This window comes from Microcoleus sp. T2B6 (assembly GCF_036700475.1).
Taxonomy (GTDB): Bacteria; Cyanobacteriota; Cyanobacteriia; order Cyanobacteriales; family Microcoleaceae; genus Microcoleus.
This window is the reverse complement of record NZ_JAUBOZ010000071.1, coordinates 1-25,083: the sequence shown is the minus strand read 5'-3', so window position 1 is coordinate 25,083 and position 25,083 is coordinate 1. Positions and strand designations below refer to the sequence as shown.

Here is a 25,083-nt window from a genome sequence, read left to right as displayed (position 1 = left end):
TTTCACAGGAGTGTTCGCGGTTAGATGTAGGCTTGGCTGTGCAAGATATTCGCACTCCTCAAAAACGCTTTTTGCAAAATCAGGATGCTCCCGCATACAGTCGTAAAACGAAGTAGTTTATCGATCGACTGTATCGTAAATTCAGTTAAACTGAAATGTTGCACCATTCTCAATAAGGTTTTTAGGGGCGGGCTCTCCTGCCCAACCCCTACTCCCCACAAGAAATTAATTCTTTGTGGAACAGGCCGGAAAGCCTGTTCTTGAGAATGCTGCAAGATTTCAGGTTAAACCAAAGTTTAGCGTAATTATTGCAACACTTAGATACGCTCGATCGCCTTTTCCCTGCTTCACATTTTTTTCAATCCCACAACCGCCTGCCTGCTTTGCCACCCAGTCGCTGGTGAGTATCTTTGAGCAAAGTTGGGATGTCTAACTCTTCGGGACACCGGGGCAAACATTCGCCGCAATCGGTGCAGCGGTTGCCTTTGCTGCCGGGAAACCAGTGTCCGGCATTTTCAAACATGGCGTAGCGGTATTTGCCAAAGTCAGTCATGTCGCACCCGACGGCGAGATTGCGGAGTCGCAATACTTCGGGAATGTTGATGTTTTCCGGGCAAGGCAAACAGGCATAGCACTGGCTGCATTTGTCGGTTTTCAAGGTGGCTGCAATAACCGATTCTAGCCGATCGAACGCAGCGATTTCGGCGTTGGTGAGGGGAAAGTCGCGATCGCAATATTTCAGGGGTTCCTCTAATTCTGTCGCATTTGCAGGGCCGACACTCAAAGTCCCAATCCTAGTATCGCTAAGTAAAAATCGATAGTTTAACTCTAAGGGCGAGAAAGGCGAGCACAATTGTGCGAGAGTTTCCGGGGGCGTGTAGAGTTGCCCTCCTTTATCTGCCGGGGAAATGATGAAAACGCCCATATCTTTGTCTTTGGCGAGTTCAATTGCCGGGGCGTTGCGCTGAAAAAAATAGTAATAATGCAGATTGACAAATTCAAACAAATCTGTATTGATTGCAGCCAAAATCAGATCCAGAGGCCCGTGAGTCGAAAAGCCGACGTGCCTAATGCGACCATCAGCCAGGGCTTTGCGTACAGCTTCCATGCAGCCTGTGGGATCTCGTACAATCGCCAAATGTTCCCAAGTATTCAAACCGTGAATTGCCAGACAATCGATATAGTCTAAATTCAGGCGTTTGAGGGATGCGTCGATGCAGCGTTCCATTGCTGCTGCATCCTCGGTTGGGGAAATTTTTGTAGTGACGTGGAGGCGCGATCGATCGACAGACAAACCAGCCGAAAGGGCCGCGCCAAGATATTCCTCGCTGCAACCGTAACCTGCAGCCGTTTCCAGGTGATTGATTCCCTGAGACACTGCCTGTTGTACAGTCTGACAGGCAGTTTCCTCAGAAGCCAAATAGCGCATGGTTCCCAAGGAAAATACGGACAGGTTCAAGTTTGTTTTGCCAAACCGTCGATAGCGCATAAAGTTTAGGAAGTTTCGCCCGGGCTGAAGCCACTTCTCTTAATCAAATCCTCTGGACGGAGGTTTGAGATAAATTCCCGGAAGGCCCGGCGTTCTGCCTCATCAGCATCTCGATCGACCGGTATCGAAGCATCGGCGACGACTTCTTCCATCACCCAGATGGGGCAGTTCGTTCGCAAGGCTAGGGCGATCGCGTCGCTAGGTCGGGCATCGATCTCTTTTTTAACTTCTCCCTGACGGACGATCAGTACGGCATAGAACGTGTTATCTTGCAGCGAGTGAATAACTATGCGCTCCAAGGTAAGACTCCATGCCTCTAAAAAATTGACCATCAGATCGTGAGTTAAAGGCCGAGGAGGCTTGTGGCCTTCGATCGCGCTAATAATAGCCTTTGCTTGCTCCTGACCGATATAAATAGGCAAAGCCCGTCGCTCAGTAGCGTCTCTCAATAGGACAATAGGACTGCGCGTGGCTGCATCTAAGGCAATTCCAGCGACTTTCATTTCAATCATAAAAATGCTCGGTAAGTGGGAAACTCAGAGACTTTAGTCCTGAGAGGGAAACAACATGGGCGGTTTCAACACATTCGACTACGCTCAGTGAGCACCACCTTGAATCCCCTTTCCCCTTTCGGGGGTAGAGGGGTATGGTTGCCCCTCTTTGGAGATATGGTTGTCTCCGGCTCCCTTTCGGGGTAATGTTCGCTTGTCGGTCAATGTTATGAGAGCTTGTTAGACTTGCAACACTGTCTCAGTGACCTTAAGACTGTTTAATTGCAAATGACAGAGCCCAAAACTAGCGTCGCATTCAAGGAGTGTCGTGACTCAAATAACGTAGCCAGTTAAGGCTGAGGCCCGTCAGCACAGCTTGCTTCGATTGCTCTTACAAGCTCAGTCCCTGGTTTTAGGGCTGGGTTACTGACAGAATTAAGAAACTGCAAGGCGGTAGAAAACTCGGACATAAAGATGACCTAAATCCAGTATGACTCGATCTTCGCCTGAATCTGCAACTGATCTGGGACTATCGATTTTAGATTTGAGATTTTAGATTTTCGATTGACTCCGGGGGACAGGGGGACGGAAAAACCTCCTGCGTCTGGTTTGTGCCTGTGGTTTCATGTAAATAAGCGATCGACTAAGGAAAAATACTTATGTTTACAGGACTAATTCAATCTCTCGGAAAACTGAAGTCGCTAGGCAACGATTATTTCCAAATTTCCTGCACATCAAACAACTCCTACCAGATTTTACAAGATTTAGCCATTGGGGACAGCGTAGCCGTGGATGGAGTCTGTTTGACGGTAGTGGAAGTTTTGCCGCAAGGTTTTGTCGCCGTCGCTTCCCCAGAAACTCTCCGGCGCACTACTCTGGGATCATTCCCCGATGCTTTGGTGAACCTAGAAACCTCCCTGCGCGCCGGTAGCAAATTGGGGGGACATTTCGTGACGGGGCACGTAGATGCGATCGGCACTTTAGCGACATCAACCCAAACCGCCAACGCTTGGGAGATGCGGTTTACTGCCCCACCATCCGCCAATTCGGGATGGCAACGTCAAATCGCACCTTACATCGTTTCCAAGGGCAGCATCGCCGTCAACGGCATCAGCTTAACCGTGGCAGATTGCGATGCTGACGGGAATTGGTTTGAAGTTGCTGTCATTCCCCACAGTTTTGGTGAGACAAACCTCAGCTATTTGCAACCAGGAAGTTTAGTAAACTTAGAAGCAGATATTCTGGGCAAATATGTCGCCAAATTTCTCCGCAGCGGCTCAAAATCCCATCCCGAACCGTGGGAAGAAACCCCGGCAATCAACAGTTTGGGAACAATTACACCAGAATTCTTAGCAGAACACGGATTTATTTAATCAATGAAACAATAAAAATCATTGCTGAACGAAGTAGCTGTGGGCCGAGGAGCATCTCTTTATCATTTAGAATATAACTTTTAGTTGTAAGCTGTTGGGAATCTAAATTGTATTTTTTGGGCGGGCTTTCTGGCCCAACCCCTACTCCCCACAAGAATTTTCTTAAATTTGACTATACAATTTAAATGCACTTCAGCTTAGTCTATCACCATTCTCTTGATTTGCAAAACTCATTGATACGTGCTATATACCATTGACGTTGAACAGAGAATGCGGTACAATTTTTATTAGGGGTTTCTTGGCTATCTCTTCCACCGACTGTGTAAGTCCTGACTGCGACGAGTGTAAGGTAGAGAGGCCAATCTACAAAGCAAAAAAAAAATTTGAAAAACCTTGTTAAAAACCAATGCAGCCAGATTCTCAAAAATCTCCCAATTTACCTCTCGTCTCAGTCATTATCCCTGCATACAACGCTGAGCAATTTATTGAAGAAACTCTCAAATCTGTTCTGGCTCAAACTTATCCAGCCATTGAAGTTTTAGTAGTCGATGATGGTTCCCTGGATCGAACCGCTGAAATTGTCGAAAAAATCAGCCAAAAAGATTCTCGCGTCCAGCTTTTGAAACAGCCCAATGCTGGGGTCGCTGCTGCTCGCAACTTAGGAATTCAGAAGTCGAGAGGAGAATACATTGCCCCCCTTGATGCCGATGATATTTGGTATCCTGAAAACATAGAAAAACAAGTTCAATGTATGATGGAGGGAGAGCCATCGTTAGGAGTCGTCTATTCTTGGTCATTAGATATTGATGAAAAGGGATCTTTAACCGGGGGACTCCGCGCTTTTACGATGGAAGGTGAAGTTTATGCAACCTTAATTTGCCACAACTTTTTAGGCAATGCTAGCGCTTCGATGATCCGGCGTTCTGCTTTAGATAAGGTGGGCTTTTACGCCACTAGCTATATAGAGAAGAGTGCTCAAGGCTGTGAAGATTGGGACTTGTACCTGCGACTGGCAGAATACTATCAATTCGGAGTGGTGCCGGAATTTCTAATTGGATACCGCAAAGTTGACAGCAGTATGTCTAGCAATTATATGGTGATGGCGAAGTCTCACGCATTAATGCTGCAAGATGTAAAGCAACGGCATCCGGAAATTCCCGAGTTCCTACACCGATTGTCAGCCAGTAATTTTTTGATGTATTTAGCACACCAAAGTAGTCGGAATGGCCGCGATCGCACCGCGCTATTTTGGTTATTCCAAGCTTTAAAAGCTGAGTGCATCTCACCGTTGTCCCGTTATGGTTTTTACAGAGTATTGGGGAAGAGCCTTTTAAACCTATTATCCCAGTTTTGGAAACCTCAAGCTGCTCTGGAGACACCTCTGAGTTCACAAGAGCCGCAATCCTCTGACTGTAAACTCAGCAGCCGAGAGCTGCTGGTTGAGAGTCGGCGCAAAAATATCGAATCGATGGTAAGGATTGGGAACATTTTTCACCGCTCAATTTCCCGCATTGTCAAGCGAAATCAAGCAGATATTGACATGCTCCCTCAAGTGAACATTAGCGCCACTCCATCGGCACAGGCAGAGTTGTCTTATGAAAAAAGAGATTCAGGCTATTAAAACTCTGCTTCCCCTCCTCAAGATATACCCTTGGGCCATCCCGGCAATGATTTCCTTGGGTATGCTTGCTTCCCTTTCCGACGGCTTTGGCATTAGCTTATTCATTCCCTTTTTGCAAACTTTACAGCAAGAAGAAACTCAGGCTGTAACTGGCAATTCTTTCATTGATTCTCTGATGAAGATATTCGCTGCTGTCCCTGATAGCTATCGGGTCTTAATCATCCCCTTGTGTATTTTAGTCAGCATCCTCATCAAAAACCTGATTGTCTATAGTAATTCTCTGCTTTTTGCTTGGTTAAATTCGCGAATTAGCAACCGATTGCGCTGCCAAATTTTTAACCAAACTTTAACCGTTAGCTACTCTTTCTTAGAGCGCAGCGAATCGGGAAAGATTATGAATATTTTGGCGACAGAGAGTTGGCAGACTAGCAAAGCTTTGAGTTTGTTTGTTAACTTGATTACGTATGCTTGTACGATTACTGTCCTGGCAACACTGTTGCTACTCATCTCTTGGCAACTCACCTTAATTATCAGTATATCCCTCTTCCTAATTTCGCAGTTCATCCAATTTGTGACGCGCCGAGTCAAACATCTCGCACAGCAAGCTGTAGACGCCAATTCTCAGCTCGCTGTCCGAATGTGGGAAGGATTAGGGGGGATGAGAACCATCCGCTCCTTTGGACGGGAACCTTATGAGCAAGAACGCTTCGATCGCGCTTCCCAGCAGGTGCGAAACACCTTTTTCCAACTCGATATGCTGGGAGGGCTCATCAATCCGCTCTATGAAGTTTTTTCCGCACTCCTCCTGCTAGGAATTTTGGGGCTCGCCCTCCTGCAAAACCAGTCAGCTATGCCAACGCTGCTGACTTTTTTATTCATACTCTACCGCTTGCAACCACAGGTGCAACAGCTAGATGTAGCGAGGCTAGGTTTAATATCTACCGCCAGTTCTGCTGAACTGGTGATGGCTTTTTTAGACACTTCTGATAAACCTTACATCCGCTCAGGTAACGTTCCCTTTGACAAGTTGAAGCAGGCGATCTATTTTGAGTCAGTTTCCTTAACTTACAACCCTGAAGATCGGCCGGCAATAGAGGCTGTCTCCGTCGAGTTCAAACGCGGCCAAACGACGGCTTTAGTGGGGCCATCTGGTGCGGGAAAATCGAGCATTATCAGCCTACTCTGTCGCTTTTACGAGCCAACTTCAGGAGAAATTTATATTGACAACAGCCCCTTACAAGAACTGAATTTAACGGACTGGCGAAAGGGAATTGCGATTGTCAGCCAAGAGGTTCATATCTTTAGCGGGACGGTGAAGGATAATATCGCCTACGGGCGCTTGGAAGCAACGGAGGCAGAAATTTTTGACGCTGCAAAACTTGCCAATGCTCACGATTTCATTAGCCAACTGCCGGAAGGGTATGACACGAAAGTGGGCGATCGCGGCGTTCGCCTTTCTGGCGGACAAAGGCAGCGTATTGCCCTCGCTCGCGCGATTGTCCGCGACCCCGATATTCTAATTTTGGATGAAGCAACGAATGCTCTAGATAGTATTGCTGAAAACTTGATTCAGGAGGCCCTCAACACGCTCAGCCAGAACCGCACCGTCATTGTCATTGCTCACCGCTTATCGACGATTGAAAATGCCGATAAAATTATTGTGATGGAAAATGGCAGGGCGATCGAACAAGGGAACCTCCAGTATTTGCTAAAACTCGATGGCTTGTTTGCCAAGCTTTATCACCTGCAACACCGCAACTTACAAAACTAATAGGAATTTGGTGAATCACTTATGCCTTATCCGATTATTGACATTGAAGTGACACAGCCCCTTCCCACTCTGACAATTTCTGAGGAAGATACAGGAATTGCCTTAGTGGTGCGGCGAAAAGATAAAGCTGTTGGTTTGATCATGCAGCCTCTTCCTCCAAAGAGCGTCCTTTATCCTGAAGATTTAGCTAAAATGATTGAACGGGAAGTCGGCGCTAAGTTACTTCAGGAAGCGATTAGAGAAGAGTTAAATCCTACCGAAAAAGGCGATACTTTTCCCTCGCTCACAGTGGCAATTTGTACGAAAGATCGGCCGGAAAACCTGGCCCGGTGTCTGCAACATTTACTCAAGTTGCAAACACCTATTTCCGGTGAAAATCTTAACTTTGAAGTGTTAGTAATTGATAATGCACCTTCTAATGAAAAAACAAAAGAATTGGTAGACTCCCTACCAGGAGTTCGCTATGCCAGGGAACCAAAACCCGGTTTAGACTTCGCTCGCAATCGCGCCTTGCAGGAAGCAACTGGGGAAATATTAGCTTTTCTAGATGATGATGTCACGCCCGATCGCCAATGGCTGAACGGATTGAGGGAAGCTTGGGCCGAAAATCCCGATGCGGGTGGTTTTACAGGGTTAGTGCTACCTTATGAGTTAGCCACTGAAGCCCAAATTTTATTTGAAAGTCGGGGCGGTTTTCGGCGCGGATTTGAGAAAATTCGTTATGGCAAAATATTGCCTCACAATCCGTTATACCCCTGTGGTGCAGGCATATTTGGAGCTGGCTGCAATATGGCATTTCGCCGCGATGTTTTACTCAAACTAGGGGGATTTGATGATGCACTCGATACAGGTGCGCCCCTCCCCGGCGGTGGCGATTTAGATATTTTTTATCGAGTTGTTCGCGCTGGCTATCCCCTCGTCTATGACCCTCGCTATCTGGTGTTTCACCAACACCGCCGGGAATATGAAAAACTGCGCCGCCAGTATTGGACTTGGGGGTTAGGTTTTATGGCTTTTGTGATAAAATCCTATCAGACCGATCCTGCCAAGAGATCGCAGCTAATCCGGCTGATCGCTTGGTGGATGGGCTATCAGTTAGATGAATTGCAAAAGAGTATTAGGGGCTGTCATCCTTTGCCCCCAACGATGATTTTAGCTGAAATGTGGGGTGGGATCGTAGGGCTTTTTGGCGAGTACCCCCGTTCTTTAAAACGTATCGAGCAGATTCGGCGGCAATTTGCCTAAAAAAAGGAGATTTGCTTCAGAAATCTATTTCTCGTTCCATGCAGGAAACGACAATTAAATATGACTAAGCTTCCGCCCATTGATATCGTCATCTGTACTTATAACAATGCTCCTCTTCTCAACAAAGCTCTATCGGCCCTTGCCCAACAGCAAGTGTCGCCCGAATTAGAGTGGAAGGTGTTAGTGGTCGATAATAACTGCACGGATAACACGCAGGAAGTTGTCGAAAAATATCGAGTGTCGGGAACAATTCCCTACCTTTCTACAGGCTCAGAAACACAGCAAGGATTAACCTATGCGCGCCACTACGGGGTTCAAAATACAACGGCTGATTGGATTGCTTTCGTAGATGACGATTGCTTCCTGGCAGAAGATTGGGTGGAGCAAGCTGTTAAATTTGCTGCGACTCATCCTGACTGCGGCGCTTTTGGTGGGCGAGTGATTTTAGATTGGGAAACTCCACCGCCTAAATATGTATTGAATTATGGTTACTCCTTCGCACAACAAGAACACGGCACAGAACCCAAAAAAAATCTTGTCTCGTGGGAGCAGGATTAGTGTTGAATAGAGGAGCTTTGGCACATACTGGTTGGATTGATAAACCGTTACTTCACGATCGCATCGGCACCAAGCTGATATCAGGGGGAGATGTGGAAATTGCTTTGCGGATTTATGGTGCGGGATACGATCTTTGGTACACTCCTGATTGCCAGTTAAAGCACTTTATTCCAAGTAGGCGTACTTCTCAAAAATACTTGATAGATATTAACTATGGTCTAGGGACTTCTCAAGTTTTGGGCGATTCTCTTCTCTGGTCGGGTTCTTATCAAGATTGGTTGTTTAAATTTATTTGGGATGGGGTAAAAGCTTCCCAAAATATCGTAATTCAATCTTTAAGAACGGCTTTGGGGCGAATGAATCCGGCGGAAGTGGAGATCAACAAAAGTTTTGTGCGGGGTAAGTGGGCCGGAATTAACCGGATGATCCGCATGAACCGGAGGAACGCCGAGAGTTCTTGGGTCGGGCAAAATTAGTCGGTTAGCCACCCGATAAATCTATTGCTACTTTGAGGTAATTTCTGTGAGCAACTCCTGGAAAGTTATTAACGTAGAGCTAAGTAAAGCCATTCCTGACTTGCCTTTAATTCCTGGTTATGGGGGCATTTACACTGTATTTTGGTGGCATAATATACCCCTTGGTCAACAGGAGATTTTAGCCGCTCAGTTGCCAATGTCAGCAACAGAATTGACTAATTTAGCGGTACAAGCAATTACTCCTACCATCGGTAGCCATTTGCTAGAGCAAGGTTTTAAAGCAGCTTTGCCAGTTATTTCCAAGAATCCGGCGCGCGATCGCCCCCCTGAGTTCCAAGCTCTAATGGCTTTGGAACAACCTCTTGCAAAGCTTGAGCAACACTTTTCACACTTAAATAGTGAAACTGTTTCTGTTGTGATCTGTACTCGAAATCGACCAGAACAATTAGAGCGATGTTTGCAATCCTTCCAAAACTTATCCCATCTCCCCCACGAAATTATTGTTGTTGACAATGCTCCTAGTTCAGACGCTACGCAGCAATTAGTTGCCAAAATACCAGAGGTTAAATATGTCTTAGAACCTCGCCCTGGTTTGAGCGTGGCCCGCAATACTGGCATCCATCACAGTACAGGCAATATAATTGCTTTTACTGATGATGATGTGATTGTTCATCCTGATTGGATTGCCAGAATTGCCCAAAGTTTCCAGGGCGATCGCGTCATCGCCATGACGGGACTTATTCTACCAGCAGAACTTGAAAATGAAGCCCAATTGATCTTCCAAAAAGGTCATACTGGCTTCGGATGGGGATACCGCCCTACAACCTTTGATACTCAATTTTTTGAGGAAATGAAGCCGTTCGCTGTCCCCGTTTGGCGCATTGGTGCAGGGGCAAATATGGCGTTCCGGCGCGAACTTTTTGATAAAATTGGATACTTTGACGAACGGTTGGGTGCAGGCGCTTCTGGGTGTAGTGAAGACTCTGAAATTTGGTATAGAGTGCTTGCCGAAGGCTGGTTTTGTCGCTATGAACCAACAGCGGTCGTTTACCACTACCACCGCGGCGATCTGGATAGCTTAAAACACCAAATGTATCACTATATGCGCGGACATATCGCAGCGCTTTTTGTGCAGTTTGAAAGGTACAAACACTGGGGCAACTTGCGTCGCGTTTTCATCGCTTTGCCTAGATATTATGTCAAGCGATTCATCATAGGATCGTTGACAGGATTTAGAGGGGTCAATAAAACGCTCTTTTCTGAGGCGTTAGGCTGTTTGGCTGGAGTACAATTTTATATCCAGAATCAGAGTCACAAAAATTAGTAATTTTTGGAGTTTATAGGAAAAAAACAATGGTAGCAATTCATCCGTCAGAGACAAGAGGAAATAAAGAAAATTTGGGTCGTTTTTTATCCCGCAACCCCTTTCCGCATGGTTTGACTCAAGGATTCTTTTATCGGGAAAAGATGCGAGCAATTTACCGCATTGCCCCTGACGTTCCCTGTAAAGAAGTATTAGAAGTCGGAGGCGGTCAAGGCGGCTTGACGGCTTTACTCTATCCGCAAGCACAGATTACCAACATTGACCTCGATCCTAAATATGCAAATGCCCCTTGTAACCAACAAGAAAAAGTCCGCTTCATCTGCGGTGATGCCACGAATTTACCGTTTGAAAATGAATCATTTGATATAGTAACGATGTTTGACGTGATCGAGCACGTTCCCGACCATCAAAAAGCAATCTCAGAAGCGCTGCGAGTGCTCAAACCCAAGGGATTTTTATTAGTGAGCACTCCCAATGAAAATTGGCGGTTTCCCTACTATGGATTTATGAAACCACTTTGCCCACCGGAAGCGGAGGTGATGGCAGAATGGGGTCATGTCCGGCGCGGCTATACGATCGATGAACTGACAGCATTAATTGGTTTTCCTTGCCAAATCTCTGCGACTTTTATTAATCCATTGACGGTACTTTGTCATGATGTTGCTTTCTCCCGTTTATCTTCTCTCAAGCGCCAATTTTTTTGTACTGCACTCACTCCTTTAACCTGGGTGAGCTATTGGCTGCATAAACCTGAATCATTGGGGACGGAAACTGCATACGCTTGGCAAAAGTAGGGAGAAACATCAGGCGGAAGGCAGGAAATGGTGCGTTCGCAGAGGCGCTGTTAAAAACTGATTTACTGGGCAATATTTTTATCGGAATCATTAACCGTATCTTCTCGCATTTGAGCAAAAACTCCTACTCGAGCTTGGTAAAGCATCTGCATATTATCTGCCAATTCCCGATCGCTCCACCAGTGAACCAGAGAATCTCGGTGACGCTTAGCGAGGAGCGATCGAGGAATTCCATTAGCAATATCTTGCTCAACTGAGTCCATGACACCATCATACCAATTGCCAAACATCTGAAACCCAGCTAGGGTATTTAAAGGAAGCAGTAGCAACATCCCTAAAAACAGTCCCCACTGAACAATTTGTTGCCATTTTCGAGAGCCGTACAATTCCCAAATAAAGAAGGTTGTACATAGCATGGGAACTGCAAACATCACGTATCGCATGGGGAATCCTTGAGATGGAATCAGTCCAGCTCTACCATAGCCTACTGCTAAGGAATAAACACCGAAAACACCACATAATAAGAGCATTGTCAAGGCTCGCTGTCTCTCCAAACCTTGATGGCTTACAATGCCTAAAATGACTACTCCCAAAGTAGGCATGAAAATCCCAAAGGCTATCAATACAAAAAAACTCCACGAATAAGCAGCAACGCCTCCGAAACTGTAAGCTAAAAATTTAGCAACTGTCTGGAGTGTGGGCCCTAAACCGGGACTGGGGGGATTCCAAGTGGGACGTTGATAGCCAATAAAATATACACCTATTAAACACAAGGCAATCGCTGCCAAACTGATTGAAATAATACTCGCCGATCGCTGTTTATCTTTGGAATCCGTAGCGTAGAAGTTGATAAAGCCACGATAGATGAACCAAGGTGCGAGCAAAGGAACTAATAACAACCCATTCGCTCCACAAAAGGGAAGTGCAACCAAACTCACCCCACCGATTGCTACTGCTAAAGGCGTTGTCAGAGTGGGTTGAATGACAAAGACAAAGACTATAATGTAGGTGAGGGCAGTAGGCAAGACTTGGGTAAACTGCCAACTCCAAAACAGATTAGGCCAATTGCTGATATTCAATAAAGCAATGGGAAAAAAGGCATCCGCATAGCTGGTTTTTCCCCCTCGCAAAGAGCGAGCGACTTGAATGGCAGCCGCAGCAACAAAAGCGAATGTCACGACATTAAGTACCATCCCTGAACGAAAATCACCCTTAGTAAACTTGAGCAAAGTTAACAAAATTAGGCGTGGTAAAGGGATACGATGTTCATTATTCTGCTGCCATAACCAACTAACTAGGTGGGGTTCATGTCCTGTCAAGGGCTTAACCAACAACCAATCTTCGGCCAGGGGAATATTTCTCCCATAGTTCGCTAAACAGATGAAAGCAGCGATTAGCATTGCTAACCAAATACCCCAGACAAATAGCTTGGAGTTGCGATCGCTGGAAACAATAGACATAGAAGTATAGTCCTAATGTACTGTTAATCACGAGATTTTGAACTGGCGAGTGATGATTTTGTTAGCGCCTTTTCTTGAACAGATTTTTTAACCACAATTGCCACAAAACTTGCCCATATCCCCCACCTACTCGGATCAGTCGAAACGATGAAATTCCCATATCTGGGGTACGATTAATCCAAGAAATGGGAACTTCAATGAGTGAATAACCTTTCAAAAGAGGTTGCAGTCCTGTCTCTGCATTGATGGCAAATCCTGGCTGAGTAAGTTCTAGGTTCTCAACTACCTCTCGCCGCATGAGTTTGAGATTATTGGTTAAATCCCGAAAATTTCGCAGGAATAATATCTGTGCCAAGAGATGAAATCCTCGATTGACAATTATTTTAGATAAAGGGTAATTAAGCAATACGCTATGGCGGGAAAATCGACTGCCCACTACTACATCATAGCCCTGATTTGCCTTGTCAAACAAATCGCGAATTTCTGGAAGAAGATGCTGAAAATCACAATCCATTGATAAAATATACTGCCCTGTCGCTACTCGATAGCCATCTGCAAGCGCTCTTCCTACGCCATTGGGTGGAACCCGGAAGACAGGTTTAATCAAGGGATCTGCGTCTGCTAAACGTTGAATTACTTCACGGGTTCTATCTTGACTATTGTCATCGACGGGAATAATTTCGTGGAGATAATCGCCAAAAAAAACCTTGAGTCGAGTAATTAGGGGTTCGATGTTCATCTCCTCATTATGGCAGGGAATGACGACAGAGACTGCTCCCCGTAACTGCTCGTGTTCACACAGAGAGATTTGGGGACTGTTAATAACTCTAGGTGGCTTTTGAGCATGAATGAGAATTGATCCCGCCAGGGTCTTTAACCCAGGAGTATTTTCGAGAATAATCGAAAGATTTCGTAATAGCCAAATCAAGTCTTTGGTGAGGGGAGCATAAACAAAATCGTTGAAAATAGCAAAGATTCTAATAAAGCCAATTTCGGAAATTAGTTCATATAATTCTGGACGATTGAGGAGTTTTCTGGGGTCTTTATTTCCAAAATTTTGAGAAATAAATCGACGTAATCTCAGAACGATATTCCAGGGATTACTGTCATAAAAAATGACTTGACCGCCCGGATTTAGAAGTTCATAAACTTTTTGGAGAAACCAGCCGCTATTTCGCTTATCCAATAAATCCATTGCCACAATCAAATCAAAATGTCGTCCTTCAAGGGTTCCTGGGATAGACATTGCATTGATAAACTCAACTGAAGAAACCAAAGTATCTGGTTTAGGGAGTTCGGTAAAGGTAACTGCTGTGATCGGATTTTCTCCGCGAGATACGGTGAGAAGTTGTTCTGTAAAAAGACCTTCGCCACAGCCAATTTCTAAGATGGTTTGACCCGGAATTAGGTGAACTAGATGACGGAAAGTTTGCGCTCTCCAGAGGAGTCTATCTTGATAAATGGCATCGCGCTTTTTCCAATACTGATCTCGATACTGCTCTCGAATTCCTAAAATTTGACTCTGGAGTAGATCTGGATCGTCTTGGGTAGGTGGTATGTTTGCAGAATTGATTTTAATCATTTGCTATCTCCCGATTGAGCAGAATTTTTATTTTTTGTGAAGACCCATTTTTCACTGATAACATAGTTGATAACAGATCCGAGAATAATCCCCGTTAAGGTATTAATTTGATAATTCACTTTTAACCCCTCTAAAATAGGGAAAACCAAGAAGCTTCGAGTAGCGACAACTAATCCACAAGAGATGTGGTAGCGAGGGATCTGCTGCCCTAAAATCTCTTGCCAACTTGAGTGATGACTTACCAAAACCCACGTTCGATAAACAAAAAAACTAAATAATAAAGAAATTTCAATCGAAATAATATTGGCAACATTGCGGAGAATTTGTGTGTTAAATTTCCAAGTTGCGATAATAAGATAAATTAACACAACATTGAAAATTGCTGTAATAATCCCACAAATTAAATATCTAAAAATTCGTTGTTTAGATTTCACTCTAGCTCGAGTCCTAATTTTTTTATAACTTGCTAGTTTTGTTCGGTCAAGTGACTTTTAAAGTTTTACATCCTTTTTATAAAAAAGTTCCAACGCTCGCTCGCTCAAAGTTGAGCCTCTCGTTCAACGGCTACTCATCCCGTAACATTTCTGTAGATCGGGGATTGCGTATGTATCTATTTGATCCCGTGCCTTATTTAGTTGTTTACTGGATATTATATAATGAGCATTGATAAAAAGTAAATGAAGTTTGATAATAGCCCACCAGAACCAACGATCGCCCTCCTGCACTGGGGCGATTTAATCGAAGATTTTTTAGATACCATCGGGGTTTCCTTTGAAGCTTTTTGCAACGAAATGACGGGGGGTTGGATGTTTGGCTACATTGAGGCGCTGCGACGGGCAGGGGTGCGGACAGTGTTATTCTGCATCTCTGGTAGCGTGGCTGAACCCGTGCGCTACACCCACAAAGACACAGGAGCAACAATCTGCACCCTGCCGGCACCTCAACTTTACCAAGCTGTCCGCCGCCAGATGGTTAACCCTCAAGGGTGGACGGTTCAGGATATGTTTGGAGAGGTTCGAGGCCTGGGCCGTCTGATGTTGGCAGGAGTGAAAAGCGTTACTCCTTACCTGGCTACACCGCTGGGGTTGCTGGCTGCAGAACTGCGACGAGAAAACTGCCAAGCGATTCTCTGCCAAGAATACGAGTACCCGCGCTTCGACGCTTGCACTTGGTTGGGGTGGCGGATGGGGCTGCCTGTTTTTGCCACGTTTCAGGGGGGCGATTTTCAGGTTAGTCCTTGGGAAGGTTTGTCGCGCCCGATCGCCCTCAAAGCGAGCGCGGGTTTAATTATTGCTTCGCAAACCGAGGTACAGCGCGTGCAAAGTCGCTATGGCGTGCCTCCTGCCAAGATTGCCCGCATTTTTAACCCGCTGGATTTGGAACTGTGGCGGCCAATGGATCGCGCTGAAGCTCGGCAACTGCTGGGTTTTTCTGGTGACGCTGAAATTGTCGCCTGTCACGGGCGGATTGACATCCGCCGCAAGGGGTTAGATATTTTGCTGGAAGCTTGGGAAGGGATCTGTCGCGATCGCCCAGGCCGAGATTTGCGGCTGTTGCTGGTGGGGACTGGTAGCGACGCGGAGGAATTGAGCCAGCGAATCGCTCAGATGCAGCTTTCGGGCATTGTTTGGGTGAATGAATATGTGCGCGATCGCGCTTTGATGCGACAGTACCTCTCGGCTGCTGACGTTTATACTTTGCCTTCTCGGCATGAGGGGTTTCCGGTGGCACCGCTGGAGGCGATGGCTTGCGGGTTGCCCGTTGTGGCTGCTGACGCGCCTGGAGTGCCTGATATTTTCGAGGGGGGCGAAGCTGACGGCGGGATCGTTGTGCCCCGTGAGGATGCAACCGCTTTGGCAGGGGGGATCGGTCGGGTTTTAGACGATCGGGCGTGGGGGCGGGAGTTGGGCAAGCGCGCTCGCATTCGGGTGGAAACTCATTTTTCTCTGGAGGCGATCGGTGTGCAACTGCGACAGTTTTTGTGCGATCGCTCTTTAGGGCACATTCCGCATATCTGACTCGCAGCACTGGGAATGCTGGAAAAATCCCCGCCCGAAAAATTTATCTCCGCCTAATTTTTCGGGTTTTATTGTCACTTTTTGTGCCAATTATCGGAGACTTAATAAATTTAACTTGACGGATTTTTTTAATATATTCATTCTTTCAACTAAGCTGCTACGCATTTAAATTGAATCTAGAGACGGGCAGGATGCCCGTTCCACAATAATTGTAGAAAAATTGACTTTCAAATTAGATGCACAACAGCTTAAGCAATTTATTCAGGGATGCTGACAAAGATGTCTAGGAACTAGAACTACTCAGGGTTTCTCCCTGTATACGCTGTTGATAAAAGCTAATTTTATTACGAGCTAACTTCATTAATTATTGCACAGGTTCAGAAGATTGTTCCCGATAATTTCCCCGCTGCTCTCCATCTCAACCAAGGTCAAATATACTCCCTATTCGGTATTTTTGGCTCGGTTATTTACGGCGAGATACATATCTTTGCACCTGCATTTTCGGAATATTAATGCCTTCAAATCCAGCATTTTGAGAACTGAAAAATTCCGCGCGATCGCCTATAGCATTATAGTAGCTGTAAAGGTAATCGATCAGTTGCTGGCTGCCAGTAGAATAGATATTATCCGGCAGCGCGTTTACCGTTAGACCTCCGATTAAGCAGTGTGGTGTTTCCACAAATCGATTTTCCCGATTTTGCAGCCAATCTGCCGCCACTGAACCGTATTGAATTATAACTGCTATATTTTAATTTTTCAAGCGATACAACACCGACTCAGTATTAAAATCTTTTCCGAAAACTTGTTGCAGCGGGCCCTGGGCACTTGTCAGCCAAGATAGAGCTTTTCTGGTAGCTGCGTCTGTCCCAGTATGGGGCCCGAATCCCACAGTCCTAATTTTATTTCGCCGGAGGTTGTCAATCCATGCCGAAAGTCGATCGGCTCTAAACGGCACAGATAAAACTTGTCTGTCCAAATTTCTCCCATAAAACAGGTAGCTGCGGGAACTTAAAAAGAAGCCTATTCTTTCATCAGGTACTGTATTTTTATCAATATATTCGTAAATACCGCGATACAGTTCGGTGCGTGCAAAATCTCGCTTTTCCCTCCAATGACCAATTACTATCAATCCTATACAGACACAAATTATCACTATGTAAATCGATTTTTTTCGAGTGGGAAATAGATGACTCAGCCCTCTATAGCCAGGATTGATTTTCCACAATATCGCAGCCAGCGTCACTGACACAAGATAAAATATCGGATCTCTTAATATATCTTGCCAACTGGGGCCTAATATTTTCCCGATAGTATTAATAGCTTGTATTGGGTTAGACTTAAAATTGTCAATCAACAAACTTCCCCAAACAATACTATCTCCGGTGAAAGAAGCATTTTTAATATAATCAAAAATTGTGTTGCTAGTAATTCCGAACAAACCACTAACCAAAACCACTGCCCGAACTACTTGATTTGGAGTTTTTATCCGAGTTGCTGTAGCTGCAGCGGCTATGCCCAGCAAGCTTAAAAAGGGAAAACCGTATCTGAGATTAAAACCCAGTAAAGGGCTGATTTGACCGATCGAATCTCCCGCAGTACCTGACGTGTAAGGTGTAATTAAATACAGAATTCCGGTGCTGGCGAGAACTACAATTAAAATGATATTATTTTGATTGATTGTTCTGGTTTTACCTCTGATAAAAGCCAGAGGTGCTGCCAATACCTGAAGTGCGATCGCCAGAAAGGGCAGTTGCAATCTCATGATAATTTGTAAACCTAGAGTTTGCCAGTGGGAAATATTGGTGGGATTAAATTGAGCTGCTAAAGTGCTTTGCCAAGCATTGAAAGACGGCGAAGCGAGCGGCACAAGTAGGATAGGTGTGGGCTGCTGTACGGGAGGTATTGGCGTAGTTACTGGAGACTGTAAGGGAACAGGCTGTAAGGGAACTTTAATATTGCTGGTATCGGCGACAGGATAATTGATGTGCAGCAAGTTTCTCGCATACCAAAAACCTCCTAAAAACAAGCAACAAGCTAGGCCGCACAGCAAGACTGGTTTGATAAAGTGGCGAATTCTAAAATTAGCTGGTGTGGAATTTTTATTAACCGCGAATCTTTTAATTTCTAAGATGGCTAATCCTACTAAAAGTGAGGCTGCATAGACTATCCCCGTGATTTTTATTCCGGCTAGCATTCCTGCGGCTGCCAAAAATAGGGATAGTTCGGATTGCGATCGGCTGCTATGATAGGATAAACCTAGATACAAACCCGCTGTAAATATTGCAGCTAGCGGTAAATCGGGGTGAATAGTGTTAACTTGGTTGAGAACCATCGGTACTGTCAATACTAAAGATGCTGCTGCCATACCGTGAATTCGGGTGGCTCCAAATTTTACGCTCAATAGATAAACGGCAATTCCCTCAAGTACCCACGCAATTAGCAGGGGAAAAGCTGTGAGAAAATCTTCTCGGAAGGGGAGCAAACACAAAGCCGACAAAACGTGCCAATTGTAGGGATATACTCGTGCTTGCTCCTGATCGAAAATCCAATTTCCGGCGGGATCTAATAATGTAAATGAATGGGTTTGATACCATCGGGCGATCGCAGGCAGGTGAAACCACAATGAGTCATAATTGGTGGTGGGTTTGCTTGCTAGAGTGTCCCACAGCACAAATCCTGCAACAGCGGTGGCAACAATAATTAGGCGTTCGGATTTGCCCAGAGGTTGCTTGAGTTTGGGAATCTGCCACTGCGAGAAGGTAAAAGCTCTGTGGTTTTTGGTATAAATCAGGATTACGCCCATCGCACCAATCATAATTTCTGCTATCATGACCGCAGAAATATTTAGTCGCTCGGCACTTCCTAAAATCAAGCCGATACAAACTTGTGCAATGCTCCATCCTGTCAGGAGTACGAGGAGAAAATGGGGAAATGAATAGTTACCGTTTTCCTTCTGATTCTCAAAGGCCAGAGACAAGCTTAAGGGAATCGGGCAGACTACAATAATCAGAAATAAAATTAATTCCCACAAATGCTGCGCTATTAGCATAAGCTGCAAGTTACCCATTTTTATTGGTTTTTCTTGGTTCCGAGGTTTTTTCTGGTAAAGAGAAATCCATCGGATCTGATATCAACACATCTTGCGCCATGCTCAGCCACAGGGTAGGAGTGCCGATTTTACAAAACATCAATTTTCTTGCGGGGTGGGCGAATAGCCCGCCCCTAAAAAATTAATGTATCCAAGCCTCCATTTTTACCTGTTAGCTTGCTTCTGAGTTTTGGGTTTGACTGCTTCGGGCTCTTTGGGCTTAGAAGTGTCAGCTTTTAACAGTTCCGGGAATGGCGGCTGGAGGTTGTGAACTTCGATGTCCATTCCCAGTGGCAGAGGTGGAAGCTGAGGCAGATCGTTTTCCAAATCCTTGAGTCCGCTAGCGGTTTGTATTTCCACCATTTTCGGCATTTGGGGTACTTTGGCGGTTTCCAAACTGCCGATCATTTTTGCCAGAGCGAATTCTAGCTGAGAGCCCGGGTCGATCGCCACCCAACCCTGGTCAGTCATTTGCCGAACCTCGAAGTGGAGGTGAGGCCCTGTAGACATTCCCGTACTGCCGACGCGGCCGATAGTCTCTCCCTGTTTCACCCACTCTCCCGGTTTCACAAACAGTTCCGAAAGGTGAGCGTAGAGAGTTTCCTGAGACTTTTTGTTGTGGTTGAGAACCACAGTCAAACCGTAGCCACCCAACCAATCTGCGATCGCCACTTGACCGGCATAGGCGGCCAGTACGGGCGTTCCCATCGGGGCCCCCAAGTCAGTTCCGGTGTGAAACCTGCCGTAGCCCATAACCGGATGAGTCCGCCACCCAAACGGCGAAGTAATGGCCGAAGCAATAGATAGCGGAAACAGCAAGCTGGTGTTGCCATTTCCGGGCATACCTGCGGGACGCGGCGTGAGATTGTAGTAAGCAAAACCGGTATTGCTGCCGCTGCTGACACTAACCGCACCGACTTGAACCGGGCCGAGTCCCATGCTGGGCGCTGGAGCGCCGCCGCCGTAAGATGCAGATCCGGCATAATACCCCGCGTCTGCCGAGTATCCAGCGTCTGCGGAGTAGCCGATGTTAGCCGAGTAGCCGGTGTCTGCCGAGTAGCGTGGGGGTGCGTAAGCAGATTCCGGCGGGTTGGAACTGCCCCAAACCTGGCTGCCTATTTGTTGAACGGCTTGACCGAGTTTACTGACAGGATTCCCGCTACTATTTCCGGCAACAGTTTCCCGAACCTCGCCCGGAAGGCTTTCTGGCAGATTTCGAGGAGGAGGGGCTGCAATATAACCGTCGTCTGCGATCGGAGTTTCCGGGCTGTAGTTGGGTTCTCCTGCATCTGCAGTCACTGGCTCGGAAACAGCAGGAGGCGCGCACAAACCGCCACCTCCTTCGCAGCCGGTCGATCGTTCTGCAAACTCTATGGTTGTTGGCGCTTGGTACTCGCTGGTAGCGCCAACGCTGTAGTCTGTTTGGTCGATTTCAGCGTGGGCTGGGTTAACTGGCGCTTCAAAAGGCGGCTCCTGGGCCGTCGCTTCTGGCAGGGGAATCAGCGCGGGCTCGGGCAGATAATATTGGCTGGGAGGTGGTTCGGTGGCGTACTCCGGCTCGGACGGCGGTTGGGCATCGAAAGGCTCGGACGGCGGAACTTCTGCCTGCGGTTCAGGGTAGGGTTCAGGCGACCCTTCGCTGAATTCGGGTTCCGGGGGCGGGAGAGGAGCTTCAAATAATGGCTGGAGGTCTGCTGCGCCAGGGACGGCTTGTTCTGCTGGCGGAATTTCGGCTTGGGCCCAAACTAAGCCTTTGCTGAGCAGTCCCAGACTGGCAAGACAACCCAGTCCCACCAGCAGTGAGCGATCGGACAAAAGGCGCGATCGACTCCGGGCGCCTGTAGGGTTCTTTTTTTGCTGTTTGGTGTTCAAATGGGCTGTTATTTGCTTGTCTGGAACTGGTTTCACGATTTTTTTTCCCAACTCAACAGGGGGCACAAGGATCTCGAATTGACAACTCCTCGGCCCGAAGGCACGAGGATTCTTGGTTCATTGGGACTACTCATGTAGCTAGCCCTCCCCAAAATTCACTGCGATTTGCCCAACCGCTGTATATCCACGCTGCAACACCACCTGCGCGGCTGCAACATCTCGATTCGTTTCATAGCCGCACGTTTGACATCTATGCACCCGTTCGGATAGTTCTTTTTTGCCTGTATGGGTTTGACATAAGGGACAAGTTTGACTGGTTCGGTTCGGGTCTACTTTTGCAAAGTATGCACCTCGCTTAAAGCAAACATGACCCAAGATATTCAGGAACTGACCAAACCCTGCATCAAGCGTGTGCTTGCTCATCATTCCGGCTGACATTGCTTTGAGGTTCAAGTCCTCAGCAAATATTGTTTGGGCCCAGTTACATAAATGATGTGCGGTCTTGAAATGAAAGTCTTTTCGACTGTTCGAGATGTATTCGTGGTGCTTCGCTATTTGGTGATCAATTTGACGAAACTTTCTAGAGCCTTTTTTCTTGCGCTTGAGTTGACGTTGCAGCAATTTCAGCTTGCGTTGTCCATCCACAAAAAATCGAGGTCTATCAATCAATTCACCATCAGAAGTTGCCAAAAAATGTTTTAGCCCTAAATCAATCCCTAATCCATGCCCTGAAGGTGGGGCTTGAGGCACTGCGACATCACATTGCAAACTGAGCATGGCTACGTAACCTGAAGCCCTCTTAACAACGCGAATTTGCTTGACATCAAACCCTTGAGGGATTGGACGCGACAGGTGCATTTTAACTAACCCAATCTTGGGTAGGTTGACCCAATCGGCATTATCAAACCGTATAACGGATTCTAGATTCAATTGAGGGAACACAAATGAGCGCATCCGTTTTTTGAATCTAGGAAAACCGTGTCCTCGTTCCCACATCGCCACAAACGCTGCCTCTAGTTGGCGCAATGCCTGCTGCAATACATGGGTGTGAGGCAGTTTCAACTCAGGAATTAACTTCTTTGCTTGGGCCAATGATTTGCATTGGCGGGCAAATGTTGGACGCGGTGCATCAGCAGGGATCATGTATTCCTGCTTAATGCTGCACGAGTTGATCTCACACTTACGAGAATTAACCCAATCTTTTCGTTCTCGCAATCCAAAGTTGTAGACCTTGCGGCAAATATTGAGCCACAGGTCGAAAGTCTGGCGTTGCGCGTCGGTAGGAATGAGCTTGTACTCGTAGGTGAGATTTAACATACAACCATTGTAGAGCCAACATGAATAAATGCGGTGCTGTTTATTCAAACACCTTGCTTGAGAGATTCCGAACCGAAATTCCCCCTAGAAGGGGGAGGCTTGTATCCCCTTTTTTTGGTCAGGATCGAATGTATGGCCATCCTTGTCTTTATATACAGGCCTAACTGATTTTACCGGGCTTGAGGCAATTTTTTTTGCACATAGAACAAGCTCAAATGCCTTACGCATTCACTCGCGATCGATAGCCGGTTTTTTTGATTCCGATGGCACTTGCCTAGAAGTCTGTGACTGCCACACTGATGATAGATAGCGCTTTGGCGTTCGTCTATGTTAATTAGTTGCCTATATTTTTGGGGTTCTGCAAAATTTCGGCGCAGTCGGTCGTCCTGAAATATTGCACCATTCTCAATAATCTTTTCAGGGCGAGCTCTCCTGCCCAACCCCTACTCCCCACAATAAAATCTACTCTTCGCGGAACGGGCCCGAAAGCCTGCGCGAGAGAGAATGGTGCTCTGGGCGTGAGTTGTTCTAAAACCGCCTACTCATCGCGATTTTTTCCTGAAACCTGGCCCTGCCTTTAAACTTCGCGGACAAAACTTTAAACTTCGCGGACAAAATTTTTGATTGTTTAGAATACAAGCTAAATGATGCGCTTGGGTAAGGATAGGTTTCATGACTGTAGCTGGCGATCGCTTGACAAATTTTCCGGATTCTGAATGCGCCGGACAACCTGACGGTATCAGTTGGGACTGGCAGAGCTGGCAAGGCTTGCCCTATCTGACTTGCAGCTTGCTTTCTCGCTGGTCTCACGGCTTTTTTACTCGCGATTTCTCGCCCCAGGGGCCGATCGAGCTGACGGAAGTTCTCGAACCGGGAGCTAAGGTTTACCGACTCCAACAGGTACACGGCAATGCGGTACTCAAAACCACTGAGTTGTCCCCGGTTGTGGCTCCGGGCCCGGAAACCGCTGCCCCAAGCTATGTTGAGGCTGATGGCTTGGTGGCATATCGAGAATTGGAGGCGCTGTGGGTTTGCTCCGCTGACTGTGTGCCGGTGCTGATTGCTGACGATCGCACGGGACTGGTTGCGGCAGTTCACGCGGGTTGGCGCGGGACTGCTGCTAAGATATTACCAGAGGCGATCGCTCAACTTGTGGCACAAGGCAGTCAACTAGAAAATCTGAAGATTGCTATGGGGCCGGCGATCGCTGGAGAGGTTTACCAGGTATCTGTGGAAGTGGCAGCGGAACTGGGAGCCACCATTGCTCCTGTGAGTGCCCTTAGTGCGACAGCAGACGGCATCTGCGAGTTTTTGCATCAACTCCCCGAAACGCCTGTCTTAGCCGCTCCGGAACCGGGAAAAGTACGCTTGGATGTTCGCCTCTGCAATGCTCTGCAATTGCAGCAGTTGGGAATCGATCTTTCTCAAGTGGCGATCGCTCCTTTCTGTACTTATTCTGACTCGGCTCGCTTTTTTTCCTACCGCCGCGATCGACTTAAAAAAGTCCAGTGGTCTGGAATTGTGAGCGCCTGCGGGACAAGTCCCTTCTGAGGGCATTTGGCAGAAGGTAAAATTTTAGACGGCCAAGATAAAAATAACAATCTTTGGATTCATTATTTTTTATTTACGAATGCCAAATGCCTTCTAGTTTCAACCTTCGTAAGGTTTGCTGGTTCCTGTTTTAAAGCACTAAAAACTAGCAGCAAAACTTTTGGGAAAGCGGCAGAGCTCCCGCCCCGCTTTCCTCTCTTGTTAAGATTACTCTATAACGAGAGTCTTCAGCGGGTTATTACAATGAGTGAGCCAACTCCCTATCAACTTCTTGAAGTCGATGAAGATGCTTCCTTTGATGAAGTGCAAGAGGCCCGCACGCGCCTAGGCGAGCAGTACAGCGGTGACAAGAAACGTTTGGAATTGATCGAAGCAGCTTACGATGCGATCCTCATGGATCGCCTGCGGCAGCGACAGGAAGGCAAAATTAAAGTACCCGAACGCATCCGCTTTCCCGAACGGCTGACTCCCCCACCCCCAACCTTTACTCCGTCTCCTCCTAGTGGCAGCCCAGCTTGGTTGCAGCGGTTAATCGATACTCCTAGTCGATCGGACATTTTGTGGCCGGCTGGGGTGTATGTGGGGTTAGGCGGACTGAGTATTTATCCGGCGGCTAATGATGGTTTACTACAGTTGACTCTGGCTCTTGGGGTCGGCTGTTGTCTTTATTTTGTTAATCGCAAGGAACAAAAATTTGGTCGCGCCGTGCTGCTGACTGTGGCTGGCTTGGTTATAGGCTTGTTGCTGGGAGGATTTTTGGGTTCTTTGGTCAGTCCGGCATTTATAACAACAGAGAAATTTATCGCTTTGTTTACGTTTTTAATTCTGTGGCTGGTCAGCGGTTTTCTGCGATAGTCAGCAGTCATTAGTCAGCAGTTATTAGTCAGCAGTCATTAGTCAACATTCATTAGTCAGCAGCCAACAACTAATAACTGTGAAATCAAGACCTCTGATAAATAACATCAGCTAACAATTAATAACTAATGACTAATGACTAATGACTAATGACTAATGACTAATGACTAATGACTAATGACTAATGACTAATGACTA

Annotated in this window: 20 protein-coding genes; 11 read left to right on the top strand and 9 right to left on the bottom strand. The window is 46.5% G+C overall.

All coding sequences use genetic code 11. From position 1 onward, the window contains the following. Positions 1-358: 358 nt before the first annotated feature. Entirely contained in the window at positions 359-1,489 is a 1,131-nt protein-coding gene (locus QUA00_RS25300; RefSeq protein WP_333411582.1) for an aldo/keto reductase, read from the bottom strand. A 5-nt stretch (positions 1,490-1,494) separates the two neighbouring features. Next, positions 1,495-2,001, bottom strand: a complete 507-nt coding sequence (locus QUA00_RS25295; protein WP_006635481.1) for a bifunctional nuclease family protein — start codon at positions 1,999-2,001, stop codon at positions 1,495-1,497. 638 nt (positions 2,002-2,639) lie between these two features. Here QUA00_RS25295 and ribE point away from each other — a divergent pair. From ribE to QUA00_RS25255, 8 genes are all read left to right on the top strand, one after another. After that, the gene (gene ribE, locus QUA00_RS25290) at positions 2,640-3,353 is read left to right on the top strand and encodes a riboflavin synthase (protein WP_333138950.1); all 714 of its coding nucleotides are present in this window, start codon (positions 2,640-2,642) and stop codon (positions 3,351-3,353) included. A gap of 406 nt (positions 3,354-3,759) precedes the next feature. Continuing rightward, positions 3,760-4,974 (top strand): glycosyltransferase family A protein, encoded by a 1,215-nt coding sequence (locus QUA00_RS25285; protein ID WP_333411581.1) that lies wholly within the window; start codon positions 3,760-3,762, stop codon positions 4,972-4,974. Next, a complete protein-coding gene (locus tag QUA00_RS25280) occupies positions 4,949-6,745 on the top strand; it encodes an ABC transporter ATP-binding protein (protein WP_333307534.1) in 1,797 nt (598 codons plus the stop codon). Before QUA00_RS25285 ends, QUA00_RS25280 begins: the two co-directional genes overlap by 26 nt. A 21-nt stretch (positions 6,746-6,766) precedes the next feature. Further along, positions 6,767-7,990, top strand: a complete 1,224-nt coding sequence (locus QUA00_RS25275; RefSeq protein ID WP_333411579.1) for a glycosyltransferase — start codon at positions 6,767-6,769, stop codon at positions 7,988-7,990. Between the two features lie 60 nt (positions 7,991-8,050). Next, the gene (locus tag QUA00_RS25270) at positions 8,051-8,548 is read left to right on the top strand and encodes a glycosyltransferase (RefSeq protein ID WP_333307531.1); all 498 of its coding nucleotides are present in this window, start codon (positions 8,051-8,053) and stop codon (positions 8,546-8,548) included. Beyond that, positions 8,548-9,024 (top strand): hypothetical protein, encoded by a 477-nt coding sequence (locus tag QUA00_RS25265; RefSeq protein WP_333307527.1) that lies wholly within the window; start codon positions 8,548-8,550, stop codon positions 9,022-9,024. The genes QUA00_RS25270 and QUA00_RS25265 overlap by 1 nt, the downstream gene beginning before the upstream one ends. Positions 9,025-9,070: 46 nt before the next feature. Then, positions 9,071-10,348: a glycosyltransferase gene (locus QUA00_RS25260; protein ID WP_333411576.1), complete on the top strand. Its 1,278-nt coding sequence runs from the start codon at positions 9,071-9,073 to the stop codon at positions 10,346-10,348. Between the two features lie 29 nt (positions 10,349-10,377). Continuing rightward, positions 10,378-11,142 carry a class I SAM-dependent methyltransferase gene (locus QUA00_RS25255; RefSeq protein ID WP_333138961.1) on the top strand — a complete coding sequence of 255 codons (765 nt, stop codon included), beginning with the start codon at positions 10,378-10,380 and terminating at the stop codon, positions 11,140-11,142. A gap of 62 nt (positions 11,143-11,204) precedes the next feature. Here the strand turns inward: QUA00_RS25255 and QUA00_RS25250 are convergent, their stop codons facing one another. The 3 genes from QUA00_RS25250 to QUA00_RS25240 all read right to left on the bottom strand — a co-directional run bounded on the left by QUA00_RS25250 (position 11,205) and on the right by QUA00_RS25240 (position 14,618). Continuing rightward, positions 11,205-12,602, bottom strand: coding sequence for a hypothetical protein (locus QUA00_RS25250; RefSeq protein WP_333138963.1), 1,398 nt, complete (start codon positions 12,600-12,602; stop codon positions 11,205-11,207). 61 nt (positions 12,603-12,663) lie between these two features. Further along, a complete protein-coding gene (locus QUA00_RS25245) occupies positions 12,664-14,184 on the bottom strand; it encodes a glycosyltransferase (protein ID WP_333138965.1) in 1,521 nt (506 codons plus the stop codon). Continuing rightward, positions 14,181-14,618, bottom strand: coding sequence for a GtrA family protein (locus QUA00_RS25240; RefSeq protein WP_333138968.1), 438 nt, complete (start codon positions 14,616-14,618; stop codon positions 14,181-14,183). Before QUA00_RS25240 ends, QUA00_RS25245 begins: the two co-directional genes overlap by 4 nt. 243 nt (positions 14,619-14,861) lie before the next feature. On the opposite strand from QUA00_RS25240, the gene QUA00_RS25235 reads away from it, so the two are divergent. Next, complete coding sequence (locus tag QUA00_RS25235) at positions 14,862-16,202, top strand: glycosyltransferase family 4 protein (protein ID WP_333411574.1); 1,341 nt, start codon at positions 14,862-14,864, stop codon at positions 16,200-16,202. A 463-nt stretch (positions 16,203-16,665) separates the two neighbouring features. Here the strand turns inward: QUA00_RS25235 and QUA00_RS25230 are convergent, their stop codons facing one another. The 4 genes from QUA00_RS25230 to QUA00_RS25215 all read right to left on the bottom strand — a co-directional run bounded on the left by QUA00_RS25230 (position 16,666) and on the right by QUA00_RS25215 (position 22,479). After that, positions 16,666-16,881, bottom strand: a complete 216-nt coding sequence (locus QUA00_RS25230) for a hypothetical protein (RefSeq protein ID WP_333411572.1) — start codon at positions 16,879-16,881, stop codon at positions 16,666-16,668. Between the two features lie 69 nt (positions 16,882-16,950). After that, positions 16,951-19,269, bottom strand: a complete 2,319-nt coding sequence (locus tag QUA00_RS25225; protein ID WP_333411570.1) for a hypothetical protein — start codon at positions 19,267-19,269, stop codon at positions 16,951-16,953. A 186-nt stretch (positions 19,270-19,455) separates the two neighbouring features. Then, on the bottom strand, positions 19,456-21,198 hold the full coding sequence (locus QUA00_RS25220; protein WP_333411568.1) for a peptidoglycan DD-metalloendopeptidase family protein: 1,743 nt from the start codon (positions 21,196-21,198) through the stop codon (positions 19,456-19,458). 102 nt (positions 21,199-21,300) lie between these two features. Beyond that, positions 21,301-22,479, bottom strand: coding sequence for a transposase (locus tag QUA00_RS25215; protein WP_333411567.1), 1,179 nt, complete (start codon positions 22,477-22,479; stop codon positions 21,301-21,303). Between the two features lie 672 nt (positions 22,480-23,151). Here QUA00_RS25215 and pgeF point away from each other — a divergent pair. Both pgeF and QUA00_RS25205 read left to right on the top strand, forming a co-directional pair. Next, on the top strand, positions 23,152-24,030 hold the full coding sequence (gene pgeF, locus QUA00_RS25210; RefSeq protein ID WP_333411565.1) for a peptidoglycan editing factor PgeF: 879 nt from the start codon (positions 23,152-23,154) through the stop codon (positions 24,028-24,030). A 243-nt stretch (positions 24,031-24,273) separates the two neighbouring features. Beyond that, positions 24,274-24,885 (top strand): CPP1-like family protein, encoded by a 612-nt coding sequence (locus QUA00_RS25205; protein WP_333102270.1) that lies wholly within the window; start codon positions 24,274-24,276, stop codon positions 24,883-24,885. Positions 24,886-25,083: the final 198 nt, after the last annotated feature.